The 18622-nt window shown below is 68.1% G+C and carries 15 protein-coding genes; 5 read left to right on the forward strand and 10 right to left on the reverse strand.

Features of this window, described 5'->3' with window-relative positions:
* Positions 1 to 153: 153 nt before the first annotated feature.
* The 5 genes from EOD42_RS12955 to EOD42_RS12975 all read right to left on the reverse strand — a co-directional run bounded on the left by EOD42_RS12955 (position 154) and on the right by EOD42_RS12975 (position 8688).
* Entirely contained in the window at positions 154 to 1200 is a 1047-nt protein-coding gene (locus tag EOD42_RS12955; RefSeq protein WP_127787965.1) for an NAD(P)-dependent oxidoreductase, read from the reverse strand.
* A gap of 54 nt (positions 1201 to 1254) precedes the next feature.
* Positions 1255 to 3633, reverse strand: a complete 2379-nt coding sequence (locus EOD42_RS12960) for a 1-deoxy-D-xylulose-5-phosphate synthase N-terminal domain-containing protein (RefSeq protein WP_408902158.1) — start codon at positions 3631 to 3633, stop codon at positions 1255 to 1257.
* Positions 3634 to 3698: 65 nt separating this feature from the next.
* A complete protein-coding gene (gene hemA, locus EOD42_RS12965) occupies positions 3699 to 4910 on the reverse strand; it encodes a 5-aminolevulinate synthase (RefSeq protein ID WP_127787966.1) in 1212 nt (403 codons plus the stop codon).
* A 356-nt stretch (positions 4911 to 5266) separates the two neighbouring features.
* Positions 5267 to 6391 carry a 2-methylaconitate cis-trans isomerase PrpF family protein gene (locus EOD42_RS12970; protein WP_127787967.1) on the reverse strand — a complete coding sequence of 375 codons (1125 nt, stop codon included), beginning with the start codon at positions 6389 to 6391 and terminating at the stop codon, positions 5267 to 5269.
* Positions 6388 to 8688: a xanthine dehydrogenase family protein molybdopterin-binding subunit gene (locus tag EOD42_RS12975; protein ID WP_127787968.1), complete on the reverse strand. Its 2301-nt coding sequence runs from the start codon at positions 8686 to 8688 to the stop codon at positions 6388 to 6390. Before EOD42_RS12975 ends, EOD42_RS12970 begins: the two co-directional genes overlap by 4 nt.
* Before the next feature lie 81 nt (positions 8689 to 8769).
* On the opposite strand from EOD42_RS12975, the gene EOD42_RS12980 reads away from it, so the two are divergent.
* Genes EOD42_RS12980 through EOD42_RS13000 form a run of 5 tightly spaced genes read left to right on the forward strand, consistent with a single transcriptional unit; the run spans position 8770 to position 12807 of the window.
* On the forward strand, positions 8770 to 9360 hold the full coding sequence (locus EOD42_RS12980; RefSeq protein WP_127787969.1) for a hypothetical protein: 591 nt from the start codon (positions 8770 to 8772) through the stop codon (positions 9358 to 9360).
* Between the two features lie 6 nt (positions 9361 to 9366).
* A complete protein-coding gene (locus EOD42_RS12985) occupies positions 9367 to 10485 on the forward strand; it encodes an acyl-CoA dehydrogenase family protein (protein WP_127787970.1) in 1119 nt (372 codons plus the stop codon).
* Positions 10482 to 11420, forward strand: coding sequence for an acyl-CoA dehydrogenase family protein (locus tag EOD42_RS12990; RefSeq protein ID WP_127787971.1), 939 nt, complete (start codon positions 10482 to 10484; stop codon positions 11418 to 11420). Before EOD42_RS12985 ends, EOD42_RS12990 begins: the two co-directional genes overlap by 4 nt.
* A complete protein-coding gene (locus EOD42_RS12995) occupies positions 11417 to 12220 on the forward strand; it encodes a crotonase/enoyl-CoA hydratase family protein (RefSeq protein ID WP_127787972.1) in 804 nt (267 codons plus the stop codon). Before EOD42_RS12990 ends, EOD42_RS12995 begins: the two co-directional genes overlap by 4 nt.
* Before the next feature lie 14 nt (positions 12221 to 12234).
* Positions 12235 to 12807: a sugar O-acetyltransferase gene (locus EOD42_RS13000; protein ID WP_127787973.1), complete on the forward strand. Its 573-nt coding sequence runs from the start codon at positions 12235 to 12237 to the stop codon at positions 12805 to 12807.
* On the opposite strand, the gene queE is transcribed toward EOD42_RS13000, so the two are convergent.
* The 5 genes from queE to EOD42_RS13025 are packed head-to-tail and all read right to left on the reverse strand — an operon-like array spanning position 12800 to position 18569.
* A complete protein-coding gene (queE, locus tag EOD42_RS13005) occupies positions 12800 to 13459 on the reverse strand; it encodes a 7-carboxy-7-deazaguanine synthase (protein WP_127787974.1) in 660 nt (219 codons plus the stop codon). The two genes, EOD42_RS13000 and queE, sit on opposite strands and share 8 nt — an antisense overlap.
* Positions 13456 to 13995, reverse strand: a complete 540-nt coding sequence (locus EOD42_RS13010; protein WP_127787975.1) for a 6-pyruvoyl trahydropterin synthase family protein — start codon at positions 13993 to 13995, stop codon at positions 13456 to 13458. Before EOD42_RS13010 ends, queE begins: the two co-directional genes overlap by 4 nt.
* 58 nt (positions 13996 to 14053) lie before the next feature.
* Entirely contained in the window at positions 14054 to 15316 is a 1263-nt protein-coding gene (locus tag EOD42_RS13015) for an NRAMP family divalent metal transporter (RefSeq protein ID WP_206020348.1), read from the reverse strand.
* A 38-nt stretch (positions 15317 to 15354) separates the two neighbouring features.
* Positions 15355 to 16488, reverse strand: a complete 1134-nt coding sequence (locus tag EOD42_RS13020; RefSeq protein ID WP_127787977.1) for a PepSY-associated TM helix domain-containing protein — start codon at positions 16486 to 16488, stop codon at positions 15355 to 15357.
* Positions 16488 to 18569, reverse strand: coding sequence for a TonB-dependent siderophore receptor (locus EOD42_RS13025; RefSeq protein ID WP_164867917.1), 2082 nt, complete (start codon positions 18567 to 18569; stop codon positions 16488 to 16490). Before EOD42_RS13025 ends, EOD42_RS13020 begins: the two co-directional genes overlap by 1 nt.
* Between the last annotated feature and the right edge of the window lie 53 nt (positions 18570 to 18622).

Consider the following 18622-nt stretch of genomic DNA (forward strand, 5'->3'; position numbering starts at 1 on the left):
GCTTCAAGGAACTGACCCCGGAAGCGGAACGCCGCATCGTCCTGGCGCGGACGATGCGGGCCTATGGCAACCCTGTCGGGCCCAGCATCGACTTCCTGCGGGCCCGGGGCAAAAGCTGGGAGGCGATCATCGAGGGCGCGACACGCCCCGGCCTCAATCCAGTTGGAAGCCCGTCGCCTTGCGATAGCGTTCCTTCCACTCCGGCAGCACCTCGGGATTGATGATGCGCGGCGGCAGCCGCCCATGCGCCACATCCCCGAAGGCGAGTGCCGCGATATGGGTGATGTTGGCGCGGCTCTGCTCGGTCACGCCCGCGATGTGCTGGCTGGCGATGACGTTGGGGTGGTGCAGCAGCGGGTGATCGGGCGGGGGCGGCTCCTGCTCCCACACATCGATGCCGGCGCCGGCCACCTGGCCGGATTGCAGGGCGTCGAACAGGGCTGCCTCATCATGGATGGAACCGCGCGCCGTGGTCACGAACACCACGCGCTTCTTCATCGCGGCGAAGGCCTCCGCACCCACCATGCCGCGCGTCTCGGGCGTCAGCGGGCAATGCAGGCTGACGACATCGGACAGCGCATAGATCTCGGCCATCTCGACCTTGCGCACATCGGCATGGGCCATCACGGCCGCGTCCACATAGGGGTCGCAGGCCAATACCTCGCAGCCGAAGGCCAGCTGCAGGATCTGCGCGGTGCGCCGGCCGACATTGCCGAAGCCCACCAGCCCCACCGTCATGCCCTTCAGGTCGCGGCCCATCTGCTGGGTGCGGTTGAAGGCGGTGTTGGCCTTCATCATCGCGTGGCTGTCCGGCATGCGCTTCAGGCAGGCGAGCATCATGCCCACCGCGTGTTCGGCCACACCCTCGGCATTGCCGCCGGCCTGGTTCAGCAGCAGCACGCCGGCCTCGGTGCAGGCGATGGGGTCGCAGGGGTCGTAGCCCGCGCCATAGCTGGCGGCCATCAGCAGGTTGGGCAGCTTGGCCAGCAGCTCGCTCGTGACATGCACGGGCTTCGGCAGCTCATCGCGCGATGCCATGACGTAATAGGCGTGGCAGGAGGAAAGCTGCTGCACCATCTCGTCGGTGCTGGCATCGATGGGGATCTTCACGATCTCCAGCGCCGGATCGGCGGCGGCGGTTTCCAGAAATTGCGGGTGCGGAACCCAACCGACATAACCCACGCGCAGGCGGAACGTCACAGGCGCTTCCTCGTCTTGTTTGTGGGGCGGATTGTGGCCGCCCCACGCGACGGGTCAACCCAGCAGCGCCTGCGCGCAGGCATCCAGGATGGCATCCGTATCCAGCCCGTATTCGGCATACAGGTCGGGGATGTCGCCCGACTGGCCGAAGCGCTCCACGCCGCAGGGCACGATGCGCTGGCCGCGCACGGCACCCAGCCAGGATAGCGCCGCCGGATGGCCGTCCAGCACCGGCACCAGCGCGGCGCCGGGTGCGAGCGGCGCCAGCAGTTTCTCGATGTGGGAGGGCTCGCCCCCCGGCCCGCCGCGCGCCGCCCGGCGCGAATCGAGCCAGCCCTGATGGAGACGGTCCGGGCTCGTGATGGCCAGCAGGCCCGCGCGGGGCTCCTCGGCGCGCAGTTCCTCGAAGGCCGCCATGGCCTCCGGCGCCACGGGGCCCTGATAGGCGATGGCGATGGGCGAGCCCTCGGCGGGCGGAACCGCCCAATAGCCGCCGGCGATCACCGCCGCGGGGTCCAGTGTGCGTTCAGGCTGTTCCAGCCCGCGCGTGGACAGGCGCAGCCACACGCTGGAGCCGTTCTCGGCCTGCATATGCGCGAAGCCATGGCGCATCAGGATGGACAGCTCGTCGGCGAAAGCCGGCTCGAAGCTGGCAAGCCGGTCCTGCGCCATGCCGATCAGCGGCGTGTTCAGGCTCTGGTGCTGGCCGCCCTCGGGCGCGAGCGTCAGGCCGGAGGGCGTGCTGACCAGCATGAAGCGCGCATCCATGTAGCAACCATAGATCAGCGCATCGAGGCCACGGTTCACGAAGGGGTCGTAGACCGTGCCGATCGGCAGCAGCCGTGCGCCGTACAGGTTATGCGCCAGCCCCAGGGCGCCGAGGACCAGGAACAGGTTCTGCTCGGCGATGCCGAGTTCCACATGCTGGCCCTCGGGCGACATGCCCCAGCGCTGGGCGCTGGCGAGCTTGGCATCACGGAACACGTCGTTCTTCAGATGCCGGTCGAAGATGCCGCGCCGGTTCACCCAGGCGCCGAGATTGGTGGAGACCGTCACGTCAGGGCTGGTGGTGACGATACGCTCCGCGATCGGCGCGAACTCTCCCTGCCCGCGACCGATCTCGGCCAGGATCTCGCCGAAGGCCGCCTGGGTGGACATCTTGCGGCCCTTGGCCGGCCTGGGCACCGGCAGCTTCGCGGGCACCGGAATGGTGGGCGAGGCCAGGCGCCGGCCCTCCGGCGTCAGCGGCGTGGCGAAGGGCATGCTCTCCAGGAAGGCTTCCAGCGCCTCGGGCGGCGTATCCAGCCCCTCGAACTTGTCCCATTCATGGCCAGGGCGGATGCGCATCAGGTCGCGGAAGGCTTCCATCTGCTCCTTGGTCATCAGGCCCGAGTGGTTGTCCTTGTGCCCCGCAAACGGCAGGCCCATGCCCTTGATGGTATAGGCGATGAAGCAGGTGGGCTGGTCGCCCTCGGCATCCGCCGCGCGGAAGGCCTCGGTCAGCGTCTCGATGTCATGGCCGCCGAGGTTGGTCATCAGCTCCGAGAGCTCATCGTCGCTCAGCGGGTCGATGATGGCGCGGATGCCGTCCTCGCGGCCGAGTTCGGCCAGAACGGCATTGCGCCAGGCCGCGCCGCCCTGGAAGGTCAGGGCCGAATACAGGCTGTTGGGGCAATCATCGATCCAGCGGCGGAGCGACTCCCCGCCCTCCCGCGCGAAGGCCGCCTGCAGCTTGCGGCCGTATTTCAGCGTGACGACATTCCAGCCCATGTCGCGGAACAGGCCCTCGATGCGGCCGAACAGGCGGTCCGGCACCACGGAATCGAGGCTCTGGCGGTTGTAGTCGACGATCCACCAGACATTGCGGATGTCGTGCTTCCAGCCCTCCAGCAGGGCCTCGTAGATATTGCCTTCGTCGAGCTCCGCATCGCCCACCACGGCGACATGGCGGCCGGCGGGCAGCCCCTCGGGCGCCAGCTTCTTCAGCCGCACATAATCCTGCACCAGGGAGCCGAAGCTGCTGATCGCGACACCGAGGCCGACGGAGCCGGTGGAGAAATCCACCTCGCCCCCGTCCTTCACCCGGCTGGGATAGGGCTGGATGCCGCCGAACTGGCGCAGGGTGGTCAGCCGTTCCTGGGTCTGGCGGCCGAACAGGTAGTTGATGGCGTGGAACACGGGCCCCGCATGCGGCTTCACGGCCACGCGGTCGGCGGGTTTCAGCGCGTCGAAATAGAGGGCCGCGAGGATCGACACGGCAGAGGCGCAGGAGGCCTGGTGCCCGCCCACCTTCAGCCCGTCGCGGTTGGGGCGCAGGTGATTGGCGTTGTGGATCATCCAGGCGGAGAGCCACAGGAGCTTCCTTTCCAGCGCGTGGAGCATCTCCACGCGCTGCAGCGCCGTCACGGGAACGGGCTTGCCCTGATGGGTCATGGTACTTCCCTCCGCTTCTTTGCGCCGAGTGTGGCAGCCGGAGGGTTGGGTAGCAATGCTGGCCTTTATGCAGCCTTGGACAGGGAGTTCTGCGTCCAGATCTCGCCCAGCGCCTTCAACAGCGCGGCGATGTCGGCCTCCCCATGCAGGGGCGAGGGGGTGAAGCGCAGCCGCTCCGTGCCGCGCGGGACGGTCGGGTAATTGATGGGCTGCACATAGATCCCGTACTCGTCCAGCAGCGTGTCGCTGATGCGCTTGCACAGGGCCGCGTCGCGCACCATCACGGGCACGATATGGCTCGGGTTCATCAGGTGCTCGATGCCCAGCGCGTCGAGGCCCGCCCGCAGCCGCGCCACATTGGCGAACATGGCGGCGCGCTCGGCGTCGGAGGATTTCAGGTGGCTGATCGCGGCCTTGGCGCCCGCCGCGATGGCCGGCGGCAGCGCGGTGGAGAAGATGAAGCCCGACGCGAAGCTGCGCACGAAATCCACCAGCTGCGCGCTGCCGGTGATGTAGCCGCCGATCACGCCATAGGCCTTGGCAAGCGTGCCTTCGATCACATCCACGCGCTGCGCCATCCCGTCACGCTCGCTGATGCCGCCGCCGCGCGGGCCGTACAGGCCCACGGCATGCACTTCATCGAGGTAGGTGATGGCGCGGAACTCGTCGGCCAGGTCGCAGATCTCCGCGATCGGGGCCACGTCGCCGTCCATGGAATAGACGCTCTCGAAGGCGATGATCTTGGGCGTGCCCGGCGGCACGGCGGCCAGCTTCTCGCGCAGGTCGGCCAGGTCGTTGTGCTTCCAGATCACGCAGGTCGCGCGCGAATGTCGGATGCCCTCGATCATGGAGGCATGGTTCAGCGCGTCGGAGAACACGATGCAGCCGGGCATCTGGGCGGCCAGGGTGGAAAGCGTGGCCATGTTGGACATGTAGCCGCTGTTGAACAGCAGCGCTGCTTCCTTGCCGTGCAGGTCGGCCAGCTCGGCTTCGAGCGCGATGTGGTCGACATTGGTGCCCGCGATGTTGCGCGTGCCGCCGGCGCCGGCGCCGGAACGGTCCAGCGCCTCATGCATCGCGGCCAGCACGGCCGGGTGCTGGCCCATGCCCAGATAGTCGTTGCTGCACCAGACCTTCACCGGGGCCTTGTTGGCCTGGCCGTGGTTGGTGGCCGTCGGGAACTGGCCGCGGATGCGTTCCAGCTCCGCGAAAACACGGTAGCGCCCCTCATCCTTCAGACCCTGGAGCTTGGACTGGAAAAAGGCGCTGTAATCCATCGTGTCTCTCAGAAAGGACGGTGCCGGCCTCGGGGCCGGACGGGAATGGGGCGCGGCCTGGGCGCACGCCTCATGTGCGCCAGCAGGGCCGTCAGGGCAAGGACCAGTGTGAGGATCAGGGACGTTTCGAGCATACCACCCATCAAAGCAGGCCTTTTCCCAATGTTGTATTGAAAAAAGAGCGTCCACCGGCAAACCCGCGAAGAGGCCTCGAACGGGATGGGAGCCAGGACAGCATTGGTGGGGCCTGAAACTGCTGCCCTGCCGGGATGCTCCCCGCCGGTGAACGCTGAAGGCAAACTACCGGCGGGGCGGGTGCGCCTCCTTGATCTGGCGCAAGGAAAGGCGATTTTTTCTTAAGGTTCGCGTATTGCCACGGCGCCGATCATCAGGGTGCGCGCGGTGCGATACACGACGGCACTTTCCGCATGCCAACCAGTATTGTCCTGGCGGACTTCCGCACCCACCGCCAGCATGCCGCTGGGCTGGGCCACGCGGATCTCATCCGCGCGCGGCAGCGGGCCGCAGAGGCTGGCCGGCAGGCTGCCCGCCACCTTGCAGGCACAGGCGAGGCCGAGCGCGCCGGTCAGCGGCACGGCACGGTGCACGCGTTCCATGGACAGCATGCGCACCTGGATATCGTGGCTGTCGGGGGTCATGACGCTGCCGTCCAGCAGCTTCGGCGCGCCGGGGCGGGCCAGCAGCGCGACGCGGGGCGCGGCCAGACCGACCTTTTCCGGCGTCTCGGCCAGGCCCATGCGCACGCCGGCCAGCCGGCGCAGATGGTCAAGGCGCGCCATCAGGCCAGGGATGGCCTCGATCTGGTCGGGGCTTTCCTCACCCGTCAGGCCGAAATCGGCCGCCGCGAAGAACACGGCCGGGTTGGCGGCATCGACCAGCGTGCAGGCCAGCCCTTCGATCTCCTCGATCACCTGTCCGGTCGGCAGCAGCGCACCGGTCTGGGTGCCGCCCGGGGCTAGGAAATCCAGGCGGATTCGGGCGCCGGTGCCCGCCACGCCCGCGATGGCGTAGTCGCCGCGCACCTCGGCCTTGCCATTCTTCACCGGGAAGCGGGCGTGGATGATCTTCCGGGTGTTGACCTGATGGATGCGCACCAGCGCCTCGCCATCGGCCACCTGCACCAGACCGGTATCCACCGCGAAGGGACCGACCGCGGAGGAGAGGTTGCCGCAATTGCCCTTCCAGTCGACCACGGGCTTGTCCACCGCGACCTGGGCGAAGGTGTAGTCTACGTCGGCGTCCGGATGGGTGGGCGGGCCGATGATGACGCCCTTGGACAGCGAGGAAATGCCGCCGCCCATGCCGTCCAGCTGGCGCTGATACGGGTCGGGCGAGCCCAGCACCTCCAGCAGGATGGGGTCCAGCGCCGCGCGGTCCGCCGGCACGTCCTTGGCGTGGAAGAACACGCCCTTGGAGGAACCGCCGCGGATGAAGGTGGCGGGGATGAAGTTCTGGCTCATTCTGCGGCTACCCGTTGGGCCAAGGCGCGCCAGACCTTTTCCGGCGTCGCGGGCATGTCGATGTGTGCCACGCCCAGCGCATCGCACAAGGCCGAGACGATGGCAGGCGGCGCCCCGCAGGCCCCTCCCTCACCCGCGCCCTTCACGCCCAGGTCGTTGCTGGGGCACGGGACCACGTTCAGGTCCAGATCAAAGGACGGCGCATCGGAGGCGCGCGGCATGCAGTAATCCTGGAAGGTCGCGGTCAGGAACTGGCCGGAGTCAGGGTCGTACTGGGCGTGTTCCAGCAGCGCCTGGCCCAGCCCGGCCATGATGCCGCCATGGCATTGGCCGTGCACCAGCATGGGGTTGATGGGCACGCCCACATCATCCACGGCGGCATAGCGCACCACCTCCACCAGGCCGGTATCGGGGTCCACCTCCACCTCGGCCACATGGCAGCCGTTGGGGAAGTTGCACTCGGTGTCGCGCCTGTAGGTGTGCTGCTCGTCCAGCTGCGGGGCTTCGCCGGCCGCGATCATCTCGTCCCAGCCGGTCGAGATGTCGGTGCCGGCCACGCGGAAGCGCCCGGCCTCGAACTCGATGTCCTCCACGCCCGCTTCCAGCATGGTGGCGGCGATGCGACGGGCCTTCTGGATCACCAGCTCCGCCGTGCGCACGGTCGCGACACCGCCCATCTGAGAGGAGCGCGAGCCGCCGGTGCCGCCGCCATTGGGCGTCAGGTCACTGTCGCCCTGCACCAGCCGCACCTTGTCGAAGGGAATGCCGAGCTTCTCATGCAGCAGCTGCGCGAAGGCGGTCTCATGCCCCTGGCCGTGGCTGAAGGTGCCGACCGAGAGGTTCACCATGCCGTCGGGCTGAAACGCGACCCGCGCCCATTCGAAGGGCTGCCCGCCCGAGGCCTCGACGAAATAGCCGAGGCCCCTGCCCCGCAGCTTGCCGCGCGCGGCACTCTCTGCACGGCGGGCGGCGAAGGCGTCCCAATCGGCCAGCTTAAGCGCCAGGCCCTGGGTTTCCTCGAAACGCCCGCTGTCGATCACATTGCCCACGCAGTTGGTGTAGGGGATCTGCTCGGGCCGGATGTAGTTGCGGGCGCGGATCTCCTCGCGGCTGATGCCGAATTGCGGCGCGCCGAGGTCGAGCAGCCGCTCGATCACATAGGCGGTCTCGGGGCGCCCGGCACCGCGATAGGCATCGGTCGGCACGGTGTTGGTGAACACGCAGCGCACCTGCACATCCACCGCCTGCATGTCATAGACGGTGCCGAGGATACGCCCGCCCGCCACGGTCGGCACGCGCGGGCCGAAATCCATCAGATAGGCGCCGACGGCCGCGTTGGTGCGCACCCGCATGCCCAGGATCTTCGCATCCGCGTCGAAGGCCATTTCGGCCTCGGTCACATGGTCGCGGCCATGGGGGTCGCTCAGGAAGGTCTCGGTGCGGTCGGCGCGCCACTTCACGGGCCGCCCCAGGCGCTTGGCCGCCCACAGCACCATGGCCGATTCCGGAAACAGCTTGCCCCGCAGGCCGAAGCCGCCGCCGACATCGGGCGAGATCACGCGCACCTGCGCCTTGTCCACGCCGAACACGTATTGGGCCAGCGCCTCACGCACGCGCACCACGCCCTGGGTGGGGCTGGTCAGGGTGAAGCGGCCCGTGGCCGCATCATATTCGCCCACCGCCACGCGCGGTTCCATCGGGTTGCCCACCAGCCGGTTCTGAACCAGCCGGATGGTCGAGACCCGCGCCGCCTTGGCGAAGGCCTCATCGGCCAGGGCCTCACGCCCGTTGGACCACAGCACGCAGGTGTTGCGCGGGGCCTCGGGCCAGATCTGCGGCGCGCCCTCGGCATCGGCCGCGCCGGTGTCGGTGATGCTGGGCAGGATATCGTAGTCGACGAAGATCAGCTCCGCCGCGTCCTGCGCCTGGGCGCGGGTTTCTGCGACCACGCAGGCCACCGGGTCGCCCACGAAGCGCACGGTGTCCTTCTGGAAGATGTGCCGCGCGGGGGCGGCCAGCTTGGTGCCGCCCTTGCCGGGCACATCCACCATCACGGGAAACAGGCCGATGCCGTCGGCGGCAGCCTCATCCGCCGTCAGCACGGCCAGCACGCCGGGCGCGGCCCGCGCCTCTGAGACATCGACCGACAGGATTCGCGCATGGGCGTGCGGGGAGCGCAGCACCACCAGATGCGCCTGGCCGTCCCGCTTCAGGTCGTCGGTGTAGTTGCCCCTGCCGGTCAGGAGGCGGGTGTCCTCCTTGCGGCGAACGGGCTGGCCCATGCCGAATTTTTCCATGATGATGCTCCTCGGACGTGTGCAGCCTTTAGGCAGACTAAAGCTCTCGTACACCGAAGCCGTCGTCCAAGGGAGATAGATGTGGCAAAACAAAAAACCTTAAGTAAAAATATTCAGAAAAAATCAAATCCGAAAGAAGAATTTCAATTCTATGGGGATTGGCTAATATATATACTTGCCGAAAAGGAAATGTCTGTCCCGGATTTGGCGGCGGGTACCGGCTTAAGCGCCACAGCTATTTACAAAATCAGAGATAAAATTACATCTAATCCTCAAAATCAGACAAAAGAACTAATTGAGAAATTTTTGAAATCTTCTCCAGGCACAAAAACAAAAACAAATATCCACAAAGCATCAACCGTAGAAGGGATTGGCGAACTTCAAGATTTTGATCCAAATGATCCCTCGACGTATCCGGCACAATTTGGAGTTTATGTATTTTACGATTCATTTGATAGGCCTGTTTATATAGGAAGTGCCGTCAAGCAAACTATCGCCACTAGGACGAAACAACACAAAGACATTTTTTGGTTTAAGCCTCCAATTGTTGCGAAGGCACGCTTCCTTAGCGTAGATGATGAGCAATTAGCGAAGAAAATTGAGAAATCTTTAATTGGATTTTTTGGTAGCTATAATTTCTTGAATAAGAAGAACGCACCCAAAAGGGGATAGGAAACGATGCGGTTCGACATACCGAACCTTCCGGAGGGCACGGACGCCTTGCGTGCCAACGTACGCGCATTCCTGGATCAATATGACTGGGGCCCGGAAGTCCGCGCCCGTTCCTGGATGGGATTCGATCGCGGTTTCTCGCGTGAGCTGGGCAAGCGCGGCTGGATCGGCATGGTCTGGCCGAAGGAATACGGCGGCCACGAACGTTCCGGCCTTGAACGCACCGTGGTGCTGGAGGAACTGCTGGCCCAGGGCGCCCCGGTCGGCGCCCACTGGATCGGCGACCGCCAATCCGGCCCGCTGATCCTGCGCCTGGGCAGCGAGGAACAGAAGCGCCGCATCCTGCCCGGCATCGCGGCCGGTGAACTCGCCTTCTGCATCGGCCTGTCCGAGCCCGATTCCGGCAGCGACCTGGCCAGCCTGCGCACCAAGGCGGAGCGCACGAACGAAGGCTGGAAGATCAACGGCCGCAAGATCTGGACCACCTTCGCGCATCTGTCGGACTACATGATCGCGCTGGTCCGCACCTCCCCGGCGCCCGAGGGCGGGTCGCGCCATGCCGGGCTCTCGCAGTTCCTCGTGGACCTGCGCACGCCGGGCATCACCATCCGCCCCATCCGTGACCTGCTGGGCGATGAGAGCTTCAACGAGGTTACCTTCGACGATGTGCTGCTGCCGCCCGACGCCCTGCTGGGGCGCGAGGGCGAGGGCTGGGCGCAGGCCACTTCCGAACTCGCCTTCGAACGCAGCGGGCCGGACCGGGTGCTGTCCTCCTTCCCCGCGCTGTCCATGGGGCTGGATGCCGTGGGCCCGGAGGCCGCCGTGCCCGTGGGGCGCCTGATCGCCCGGCTGAACACGCTGCGCGGCATGTCGCTGTCGGTGGCCGGCATGCTGGAGGATGGCAAATCCCCCGCGCGGGAGGCAGCCCTGGTCAAGGATGTCGGCAACACCTTCGAGCAGCAGCTGCCCGAGGCCATTCGTGCCCTGCTGGAACCCGAGACCACACCCCCTGCCCTGCGCCGCCTGCTGCATGACCTGACGCAGCTTTCCCCCACCTTCAGCCTGAGGGGCGGCACGCGCGAGATCCTGCGCGGCATCATCGCCCGGGAGCTTGGCCTCAGATGAGCGAGATCGGAGAAGCGATCGCCGGCCAGATCGACCGGCTGCTGAACGACGGCAATACCCCTGCCCGGCTGCGCCGGCTGGAAGGGGGCGAATGGCTGGCCGACACCTGGGCGGCGCTGGAGGAGATGGGCCTGCCGCTCGCCCTGGTGCCGGAGGAGGTGGGCCTGTCCTGGGCCGATGCGGCGGCCATCTGGCAGGTGCTGGGCCGCCATGGCGCACCGGTGCCGATGGGCGAGGCGATGCTGGCCAATGCCCTGCTGGCCTCACCCGTCGAGGGCGTGGTGACGCTGGGCGACAGGGCCGCGCCCTTCGGTCGCTTCGCGGCCCATGCGCTGACCGAAACCGGCCTGCATGCCGTGACCGGCCACACCCCCGGCCTGAACCTGGCACGGGAGCCGCGCGATGCGCTGGTGCTGGGCCCGGCCACGGGTGCGGGAGCCGCCACGCTGCGCCTGGGCCTGGCGCTGCTGCGCGCCGCGCTGATGGCGGGCGCCGCGCGGCATGCGCTGAATCTCGCGGTCGAATGGGCCAATACGCGCAAGCAGTTCGGCCGCCCGATCGGCAAGTTCCAGGCCATCCAGCAGGAGCTGGCGGTCGTGGCCGGTGAGGTCGCGGCCCTGGAAACGGCCGTGGGCATCGCCGCCCGCGCCGTTGACGCGCACGGCCTGGCCGGTGCGGGCTTCGAGATCGGCTGCGCCAAGGTCATCGCGGGCGAGGCGGCCGAGGCCACCGCCCGCCGCGTGCACCAGGTCTTCGCCGCCATCGGCATCACCGAGGAACACGAGCTGCACCACTTCACCCGCCGCCTGTGGTCCTGGCGGGACGAGGGCGGCAGCGAACGCGCCTGGGCGGCCGAGATCGGCGCCCAGGCCATTGCCCGGGGCGGCGCCGCCCTCTGGGCTGACATCACCTCCCGAGACGTGAGAACCGCATGAGCGACTTCATCCTTTATGAGCAGGACGGCCCGGTCGTCACGCTGACCCTGAACGCGCCGGCCAAGCGCAACGCCATCGGCAGCCGCGACGAATGCGAGGAAGTGGTCGCCGCCTGCCGCCGCATCGAGCGCGACGATTCCGTCCGGTGTGTGATCGTAACCGGCGCCGACCCCGCCTTCTGCGCGGGTGGTGACCTGAAAAGCATGCGCGACCGCAGCGGCATGATGTCCGGCCAGGGCCCGGCCAGCATGCGAGAGAATTACCGCCGCGGCATCCAGATGATCCCGCTCGCGCTGTACGACCTGAACCTGCCGACGATCGCTGCCATCAACGGCCCGGCCATCGGTGCGGGGCTGGATCTGGCGCTGATGTGCGACATGCGCATCGCCAGCGACAAGGCGCTGTTCGCCGAGAGCTTCATCCGCGTGGGCATCGTGCCCGGCGATGGCGGCGCCTGGCTGCTGCCGCGCGTGGTCGGCATGTCGGTCGCCTGCGAGATGAGCTTTACCGGTGACCCGCTGACGCCGGAACAGGGGCTGAAGGTCGGCCTCGTGTCCCAGGTGGTGCCGCATGCGGAGTTGCTGCCCGCCGCCCGTGCCCTGGCGGCCCGCGTGGCCAAGAACCCGCCCCAGATGCTGCGCATGACCAAGCGCCTGCTGCGCGAGGGCCAGCACACGCGCCTGGACACGCTGCTGGAAATGTCCGCCGCCTTCCAGGCCATCGCGCATGAAACGGCCGACCACAAGGAAGCCGTTGACGCGATGCTGAACAAGCGGGCGCCCAACTTCACCGGAGAGTAGGCTAGAAGTGCGCCATGCGCACCGAACGTGAAAAGATGCTCGCCGGCGAGCTGTATGATTCTTTCGACCCTGCCCTGGTCGCGGATCGCATCCGCGTCCGGGAACTCTGCCAGCAGATGAACGCGGCCCCTGAAAGCGAGGAAGGCCTGCGGCGCGAGCTGTGCCGGCAGATCTTCGGCAAGGGTGGCGACAGCGTCTGGATGCAGCCGCCATTTTATTGCGACTACGGCCGCAATATCGAGCTGGGCGAGCGCGTCTACTTCAACTTCAACTGCGTGGTGCTGGATGTCTGCCCGGTGCGGATCGGCGACTACACGCTTTTCGGCCCGGGCGTGCAGATCCTGACGCCGCTGCACCCGATGAACGCGGAACTGCGGCGGCAGCAGGAATACGGCAAACCCATCACCATCGGGAAGGATGTGTGGGTGGGCGGGGGCGCGCTGATCCTGCCCGGCGTGACCATCGGCGACGGGGCCGTGATCGGCGCCGGCAGCGTCGTGACCAAGGATGTGCCCGCCGGCATGCTGGCCCTGGGCAACCCCTGCCGCGTGATCCGCCCGGTCGAGGCCGGGGACCGCGCTACCTGATATCCAGCATCTTGTGCGTCTGCAGGCTCAGCTGCCATTGCGGCCGGGCCAGGCACAGCTCCAGCGCCGAGCGGGTGTTGCGCTCGGCATCCGCCCCGTCCATGGGCTGAAGGGAGAAACGCTGGAAATCCAGCTTCTCCATGGCTTCAAGGTCGATGCCGGGCTGCGGGATCACCAGCTTCAGCTCATGCCCGCTGGTCAGGCGCAGCTCCGCACCCGCCTTGGGGCTGACGCAGATCCAGTCGAGCCCCGCCGGCGCCGGGGCGATGGTGCCGTTGGTCTCGACCGCCACCTCGAAGCCGCGCGCGTGCAGCGCCTCGACCAGTGGTTCGTCCAGTTGCAGCAGGGGTTCGCCGCCGGTGCAGACCACGAAGGGGCGCCCGCCGGCAGTTGATCCTGGCGCGGCTCCGCCGCCGGGCCAGTGGGCGGCGATGGTGTCCGCCAGGGCAGCGGCATCCGGATAGCGCCCGCCCGCCGTGCCATCCATGCCCACGAAATCCGTGTCGCAGAACCGGCAGACGGCCTCCGCGCGGTCTTCCTCGCGGCCCGACCACAGGTTGCAGCCCGTGAAGCGGCAGAACACCGCGGGCCGGCCGGCCTGCGCGCCCTCACCCTGCAGGGTGTAGAAGATCTCCTTGACCGCGTAGCTCACGCGGGCACCTGCATCAGGTCGTTGATGCTCATATCCGCGCGCAGCCACCAGGGTTCAGCCTGCATCAGGCGCGGCAACATGGGCAGCGGGTCGCCCTCGAAGGTCACGGTGTTGGTGGGGGTTTCCTCCACCCGGATGGCCGCGCAGAACAGCCGGCCGCCATCGGCCGCGAGGAAGGCGTTCAGCTTGGACATCAGGCACAGGGCCAGCACCTCGGTCGTCGGGTCCCCGGGCGTGACCAGGATGCGGGCCAGCCGATGCGGCTCCCGCACGCGGAACCAGTCCAGCAGCGGGTCGTCACCCGAAAGATGCAGCGAATGGTCCAGGCTCTGGTCGATCCAGCGGTGCCAGGTGGCCTTCGCGCGCTCGAAGGGCTCGACCATGTTGGCGCCGCCGTCCAGCCGCGAGGGAGAGGTCGCGCGCAGGGTGACGGTCACGGTCTCATTATGGCCATGCGGGATGGCGCAGGCCTCGGAAAGACCCGAGGTCAGGCGATGGGCCATGGCATAGCGGCGGGAGAAGACGAGGCTGAACACGGCGCCTGAGTAGGGGTGGGTGGGTGGACCTGTCCAGTGCAAGTCCCGGGGGCCGCCCCTACAGCAGGAACATGGCCAGGGCAGCGGCGGCCATCACGCCGGTCGCGGCCCAGGCGAGCACACGCTGCGGCCGCGTCGCCGCGAACTGCCCCATCCGCGCGCGGCTGCCGGCCACCAGGATGGTCGCGGCCATCAGCGGCACGGCAATCACGCCGTTCAGCACCGCGCTCCAGAACAGGGCCTTGATGGGGTCGATGGGCAGGAACAGCATCAGCAGCCCGGCCGCGAAGCCCAGCGCGATCACGCCATAGAAGCCTTTGGCGTTGCCGGGCTTTTCCTCCAGCCCGGCGCGCCAGCCGTGCAGCTCCCCGATCGCATAGGCGGCCGAGCCCGCCAGCACCGGCAGCGCCAGCAGCCCGGTGCCGATGATGCCCAGGCTGAACAGCAGGAAGGCCAGGTCACCCGCGATGGGCCGCAGCGCCCGCGCCGCGTCGGCCGAGGTCGCGATATCCGTGACACCCGTGGCATGCAGCGTGACCGCAGTGGTCAGCATGATGCAGAAGGCGATGGCGTTGGAGAAACCCATGCCCACCAGCGTGTCGGCGCCGATGCGGTCCAGCTCCCTCGGCGCCAGGTCCGGACATTCCAGCAGCGAGGCGCAGACCCCTTCCTGGCTCGCTTCCTCCACCTCCTCGGCGCTTTGCCAGAAGAACAGGTAGGGGCTGATGGTGGTGCCGAACACAGCGACCACCGTCATGCAGGCGTCGCGCGTCAGGGCGAAGCGCGGCCAGACGGTGCCCAGCAGCACCGCCCACCAGTCGATGCGCACAGCCAGCAGGATGCCCGCATAGGCGAACAGCGACAGCGTCAGCCATTTCAGGAAATGGACATAGCGGTGATAGGGAACGAACACCTGCAACAGCAGGGACAGCGCGGCGAACAGCACCGCGAACACCACCTGCCCCCGGCCCAGCAGCAGTTCCACCGCCGCGCCCATGGCCGACAGGTCGGCGCCGATATTCACCGCATTGGCGAGGAACAGCAGCGCGACGAGCCCCTGCACCACGGGCCGTGGCAGCAGATGCAGCATGTTGGCCGCCAGCCCCTTGCCCGTGACCCGGCCGATACGCGCGCAGATGGACTGGATGGCCGCCATCAGCGGGAAGGTCAGCACCACGGTCCAGAGCATGTTGGGGCCGAACTGCGCCCCCGCCTGGGAATAGGTGGCGATGCCGCTCGGGTCGTCGTCGGCCGCCCCCGTGATCAGGCCCGGCCCCAGGCGGCGGAACCAGCCGCCCTTGCCCATCCCGTGCTGCGCCATGCGCATCCTCCCGGCCGGGAATGCCGACCGGGCCGGGGTCAGCCGACGGCCGCCCGTGCCCCGGCCATCACCGGCGACCGTTGCCTGATGCGCCGCTTCCGCAGCCAGAGCAACAGCCCCGACACCCACAGCGCGGGCAGCGACAGCCCGGCCAGCAGGCCGATGAACTGCCCGGGCCCGCCGAACAGCACGCCGCTGTGCAGCCACAGCAGGTCCTTCTCCATGCGGGCGCCGAGGGGGCCATGCCCTTCGCCCAGCATGCCCATCACCTCGCCGGTCTGCGGGTTCACCCAGACCAGGCTGCGGTTGCGGATGCGCGGGTCGCCATCCACGCCGCGCAGCCCGATCTCCCAGGAATTCCGCCGGGGGCCGGGGGGCGCCACGATGCCGGCCTGCGCGCCGGGGATGGCGGCCTCCGCGATCGCCTGGGCGCGGGCGGCACCGATGGGCGGGTTGGGGCTGGGGCGGCCCGGTATGCCCGGCGCGCGCTCGCGCGTTTCGGTCATCAGGTTCACGGCGGGCCGCACCACGCTGGGCAGCGCCTTCCAAACGCCCGTGAAGGTGATGACCACCAGCGGGATCATCAGCCAGATGCCCACCAGGCTGTGCAGATCCAGGTAGAACAGCTGCCGCGGCCTGCGGCGCAGCTGGGTCAGCGCCTGGCGGAACTGCGACCGGGGCCACCACAGCCAGATGCCGGAGGCGATGGAGAACAGGCCGAAGATGCCGGCGATGCCCACCAGCTCCCTGCCCCACCATTGGCGCAGCAGCAGGGTGGAGTGCAGCCGGTTCACCGTGCGCGCGAAGGAGGCCTCGAACTCACGCTCACCCAGCACGCGCCCGCTCGCGGGGTCCACATGCACCATCCACAGGCGCTGCCCGTCATCCGTGCGGCGGAACTGGTTGACGGTGAACACCGGCCAGACCGGATCGGGCAGGCGCACCAGGCGGATCTGCGCGGCGGGCGCCAGGGCGCGGGCGGTGGCCATGGCTTCCTCGGCGCCGATGCGCGCGGGGCCCTCGCCCGGGGTGAACAGGCTGGGGTTCAGCGCCGCGTCGATCTCACGCTGATAGGCGCTGATGGCCCCGGTCAGCCCGATCAGCGCCAGCGCCGTGCCCAGCACCAGCCCGACCCAGCGATGCGTGATGCGCCAGATGCGCTTGCCGTTCATCAGAAGCTCAGCCGCAGGGAGGCGACGACGGTGCGAGGGCTGCCGGCATAATTCTCGGTGCGGCTCACGGGGGCCTCGATGTATCGGACATCGCCCAGATTGCGCACCGCCAGCTGGATGCGTGCATTCGGATGCACCGGGTAGGAGGCGCTGAGGTCGATGCGGGTATAGCCGCCGACGCGATAGCTGTTGTTGAGATCCCCCGCACGGCCCGAGACCGCGAAGAGACCGGCGCCCAGGTTCAGCCCGCGCAGCGGCCCATTCTGGAACTCATAGCTGTTCCACAGGCTGGCGCTCCAGCGCGGCACGCCCGTCAGCTGGCGGCCGCTGGCATAGGTGGTGTCGGCCAGCACCACGGCATCCAGATAGGCGGCGGAGGCGAAGACGCGCCAGCCGGGCAGGATCTCGCCCGCCACGTCCAGTTCGATGCCGCGCGAGCGCTGCGTGCCGGTCTGCACGGAGAAGCCGGTGTTCACCGGGTCCGCCGTCAGCACGTTCTGGCGGCGAATGCTGAAGGCGGCCAGCGTGGCGGTCAGGCCCGGGCGCAGGTCCACGCGGATGCCTGCCTCGTACTGCTCACCCGTTTCGGGCTTGAAGCCCACATTGTTGGCGCCGGCGCCCAGCTGCGGGACGAAGCTCTGGCTCCAGCCCGCGAAGAAGGCGACATTGTCCCAGGCGCGGTACAGGGCGCTGGCGCGCGGCGCGATGTTGTCGTCGCTGGCGCTGGTGCGGACATTGTTGCTGACCGTGCGCTGGTGGAAATTGTCGTAGCGGAAGCCCGCCAGCAGGATCAGCCGGTCGTTCCAGTTGATCTGGTGCTGCAGGAAGCCCGAGGTCATGTCCAGCACGTCGTTGCGCACGGTGCGCAGCGCGAGCCGCCCCGGCATCGCGCCATAGACCGGGTTCAGCAGGTCTATGGAGGCCAGCGTGCCCTGGTACAGCGCCAGACTGCGCTTGGCGTGCATGTACTCGATGCCGAAGGTGGTGGAATGCCGCAGCGGGCCGGTCTGGAAACGCGCCGTGCCGTCGAACAGCAGGTCCACGCTCTGGGAATTGTCGTCCTGGTCGGTCGCGCGGCGCGTCAGCGTGCGGTTGTCGGCCGAAAGCGCCAGCGGATCGGCGCTGTAGCGATGCGCGCTGCCCCAGTCGAAGCGGGTGGATTGGCGAAGGGTCAGCCAATCCGTCGCCTCATGCTCGGTGCGGACATTGAAGTCGGTCGCGATGGAGCGGCCGTTGGACCAGCGCTCGCCGTAATAATTGTCGCGGCGGACCACCACCTGCCGCCCCTGGGCCACCAGCCCGCGGTCGAAGGGGCCCGTCTGGTCGTAATGCGTCAGGCTGACGGTCACGCGGGTGCGGTCGGACGGCTGCCACATGATGCTGGGCGCGATGAAGACGCGTTCGGTGCGGCGGGCGATCTCGCGATAGCCCTCGTCGCGGGTCAGGGAGCCGCTGAGGCGGGCGGCGAAGCCCGTCTCCGGCAGGCCGCCGGTGATGTCGAACTCGTTGCGGACGAAGCCGAACTGCCCGCCCGTCAGCGTCAGGCTGCCCGAGGGGGTGAATTGCGGCCGGCGGGTGACGAGGTTGATGAGGCCGCCCGGGTCCCCGATGCCGTAGAGCACGGAGGCCGGGCCCTTCAGCACCTCCACGCGCTCGATGTTCGACAGGTCACGGAAGCCGTTCACGAATTCGGCGGCCGGGTTCTGCAGCGTGCCGTCGATGGCGTAGTTCTGGGTGCGGAAGCCGCGGATCAGGTAGGATTCCGTGCGGTTGCCGCCGCTGCCGCCCGGGCGCACGGCGCTGACATTGCGCAGCGCGTCGTCCAGCCGGACCACGGCCTGGTCTTCCAGCACCTGGCGCGGCACCACCACCACGGCCTGGGGCGTGTCGCGCAGCGCGGTGTCGGTGCGGGTGGCGGTCGAGGAACGCTCGGCGCGATAGCCCTGGACGGGTCCATCCGCGCGTTCTGCCTGGCCTTCCACCTGCAACTGCGGCAGCTGCACGTCGGGGGTGGCGGTCTGGGCCTGGGCGTGGGCCGCTGCCAGAAGGGCCGGCACGGCCAGTCCGAACGAGATACGCATCGCCAAATCCGAATGAGAATGACTCTCATTAACGGAATGCGCTTGTGCACCGC

Origin of the sequence: Rhodovarius crocodyli (genome assembly GCF_004005855.1) — a bacterium.
Classification (GTDB): domain Bacteria; phylum Pseudomonadota; class Alphaproteobacteria; order Acetobacterales; family Acetobacteraceae; genus Rhodovarius; species Rhodovarius crocodyli.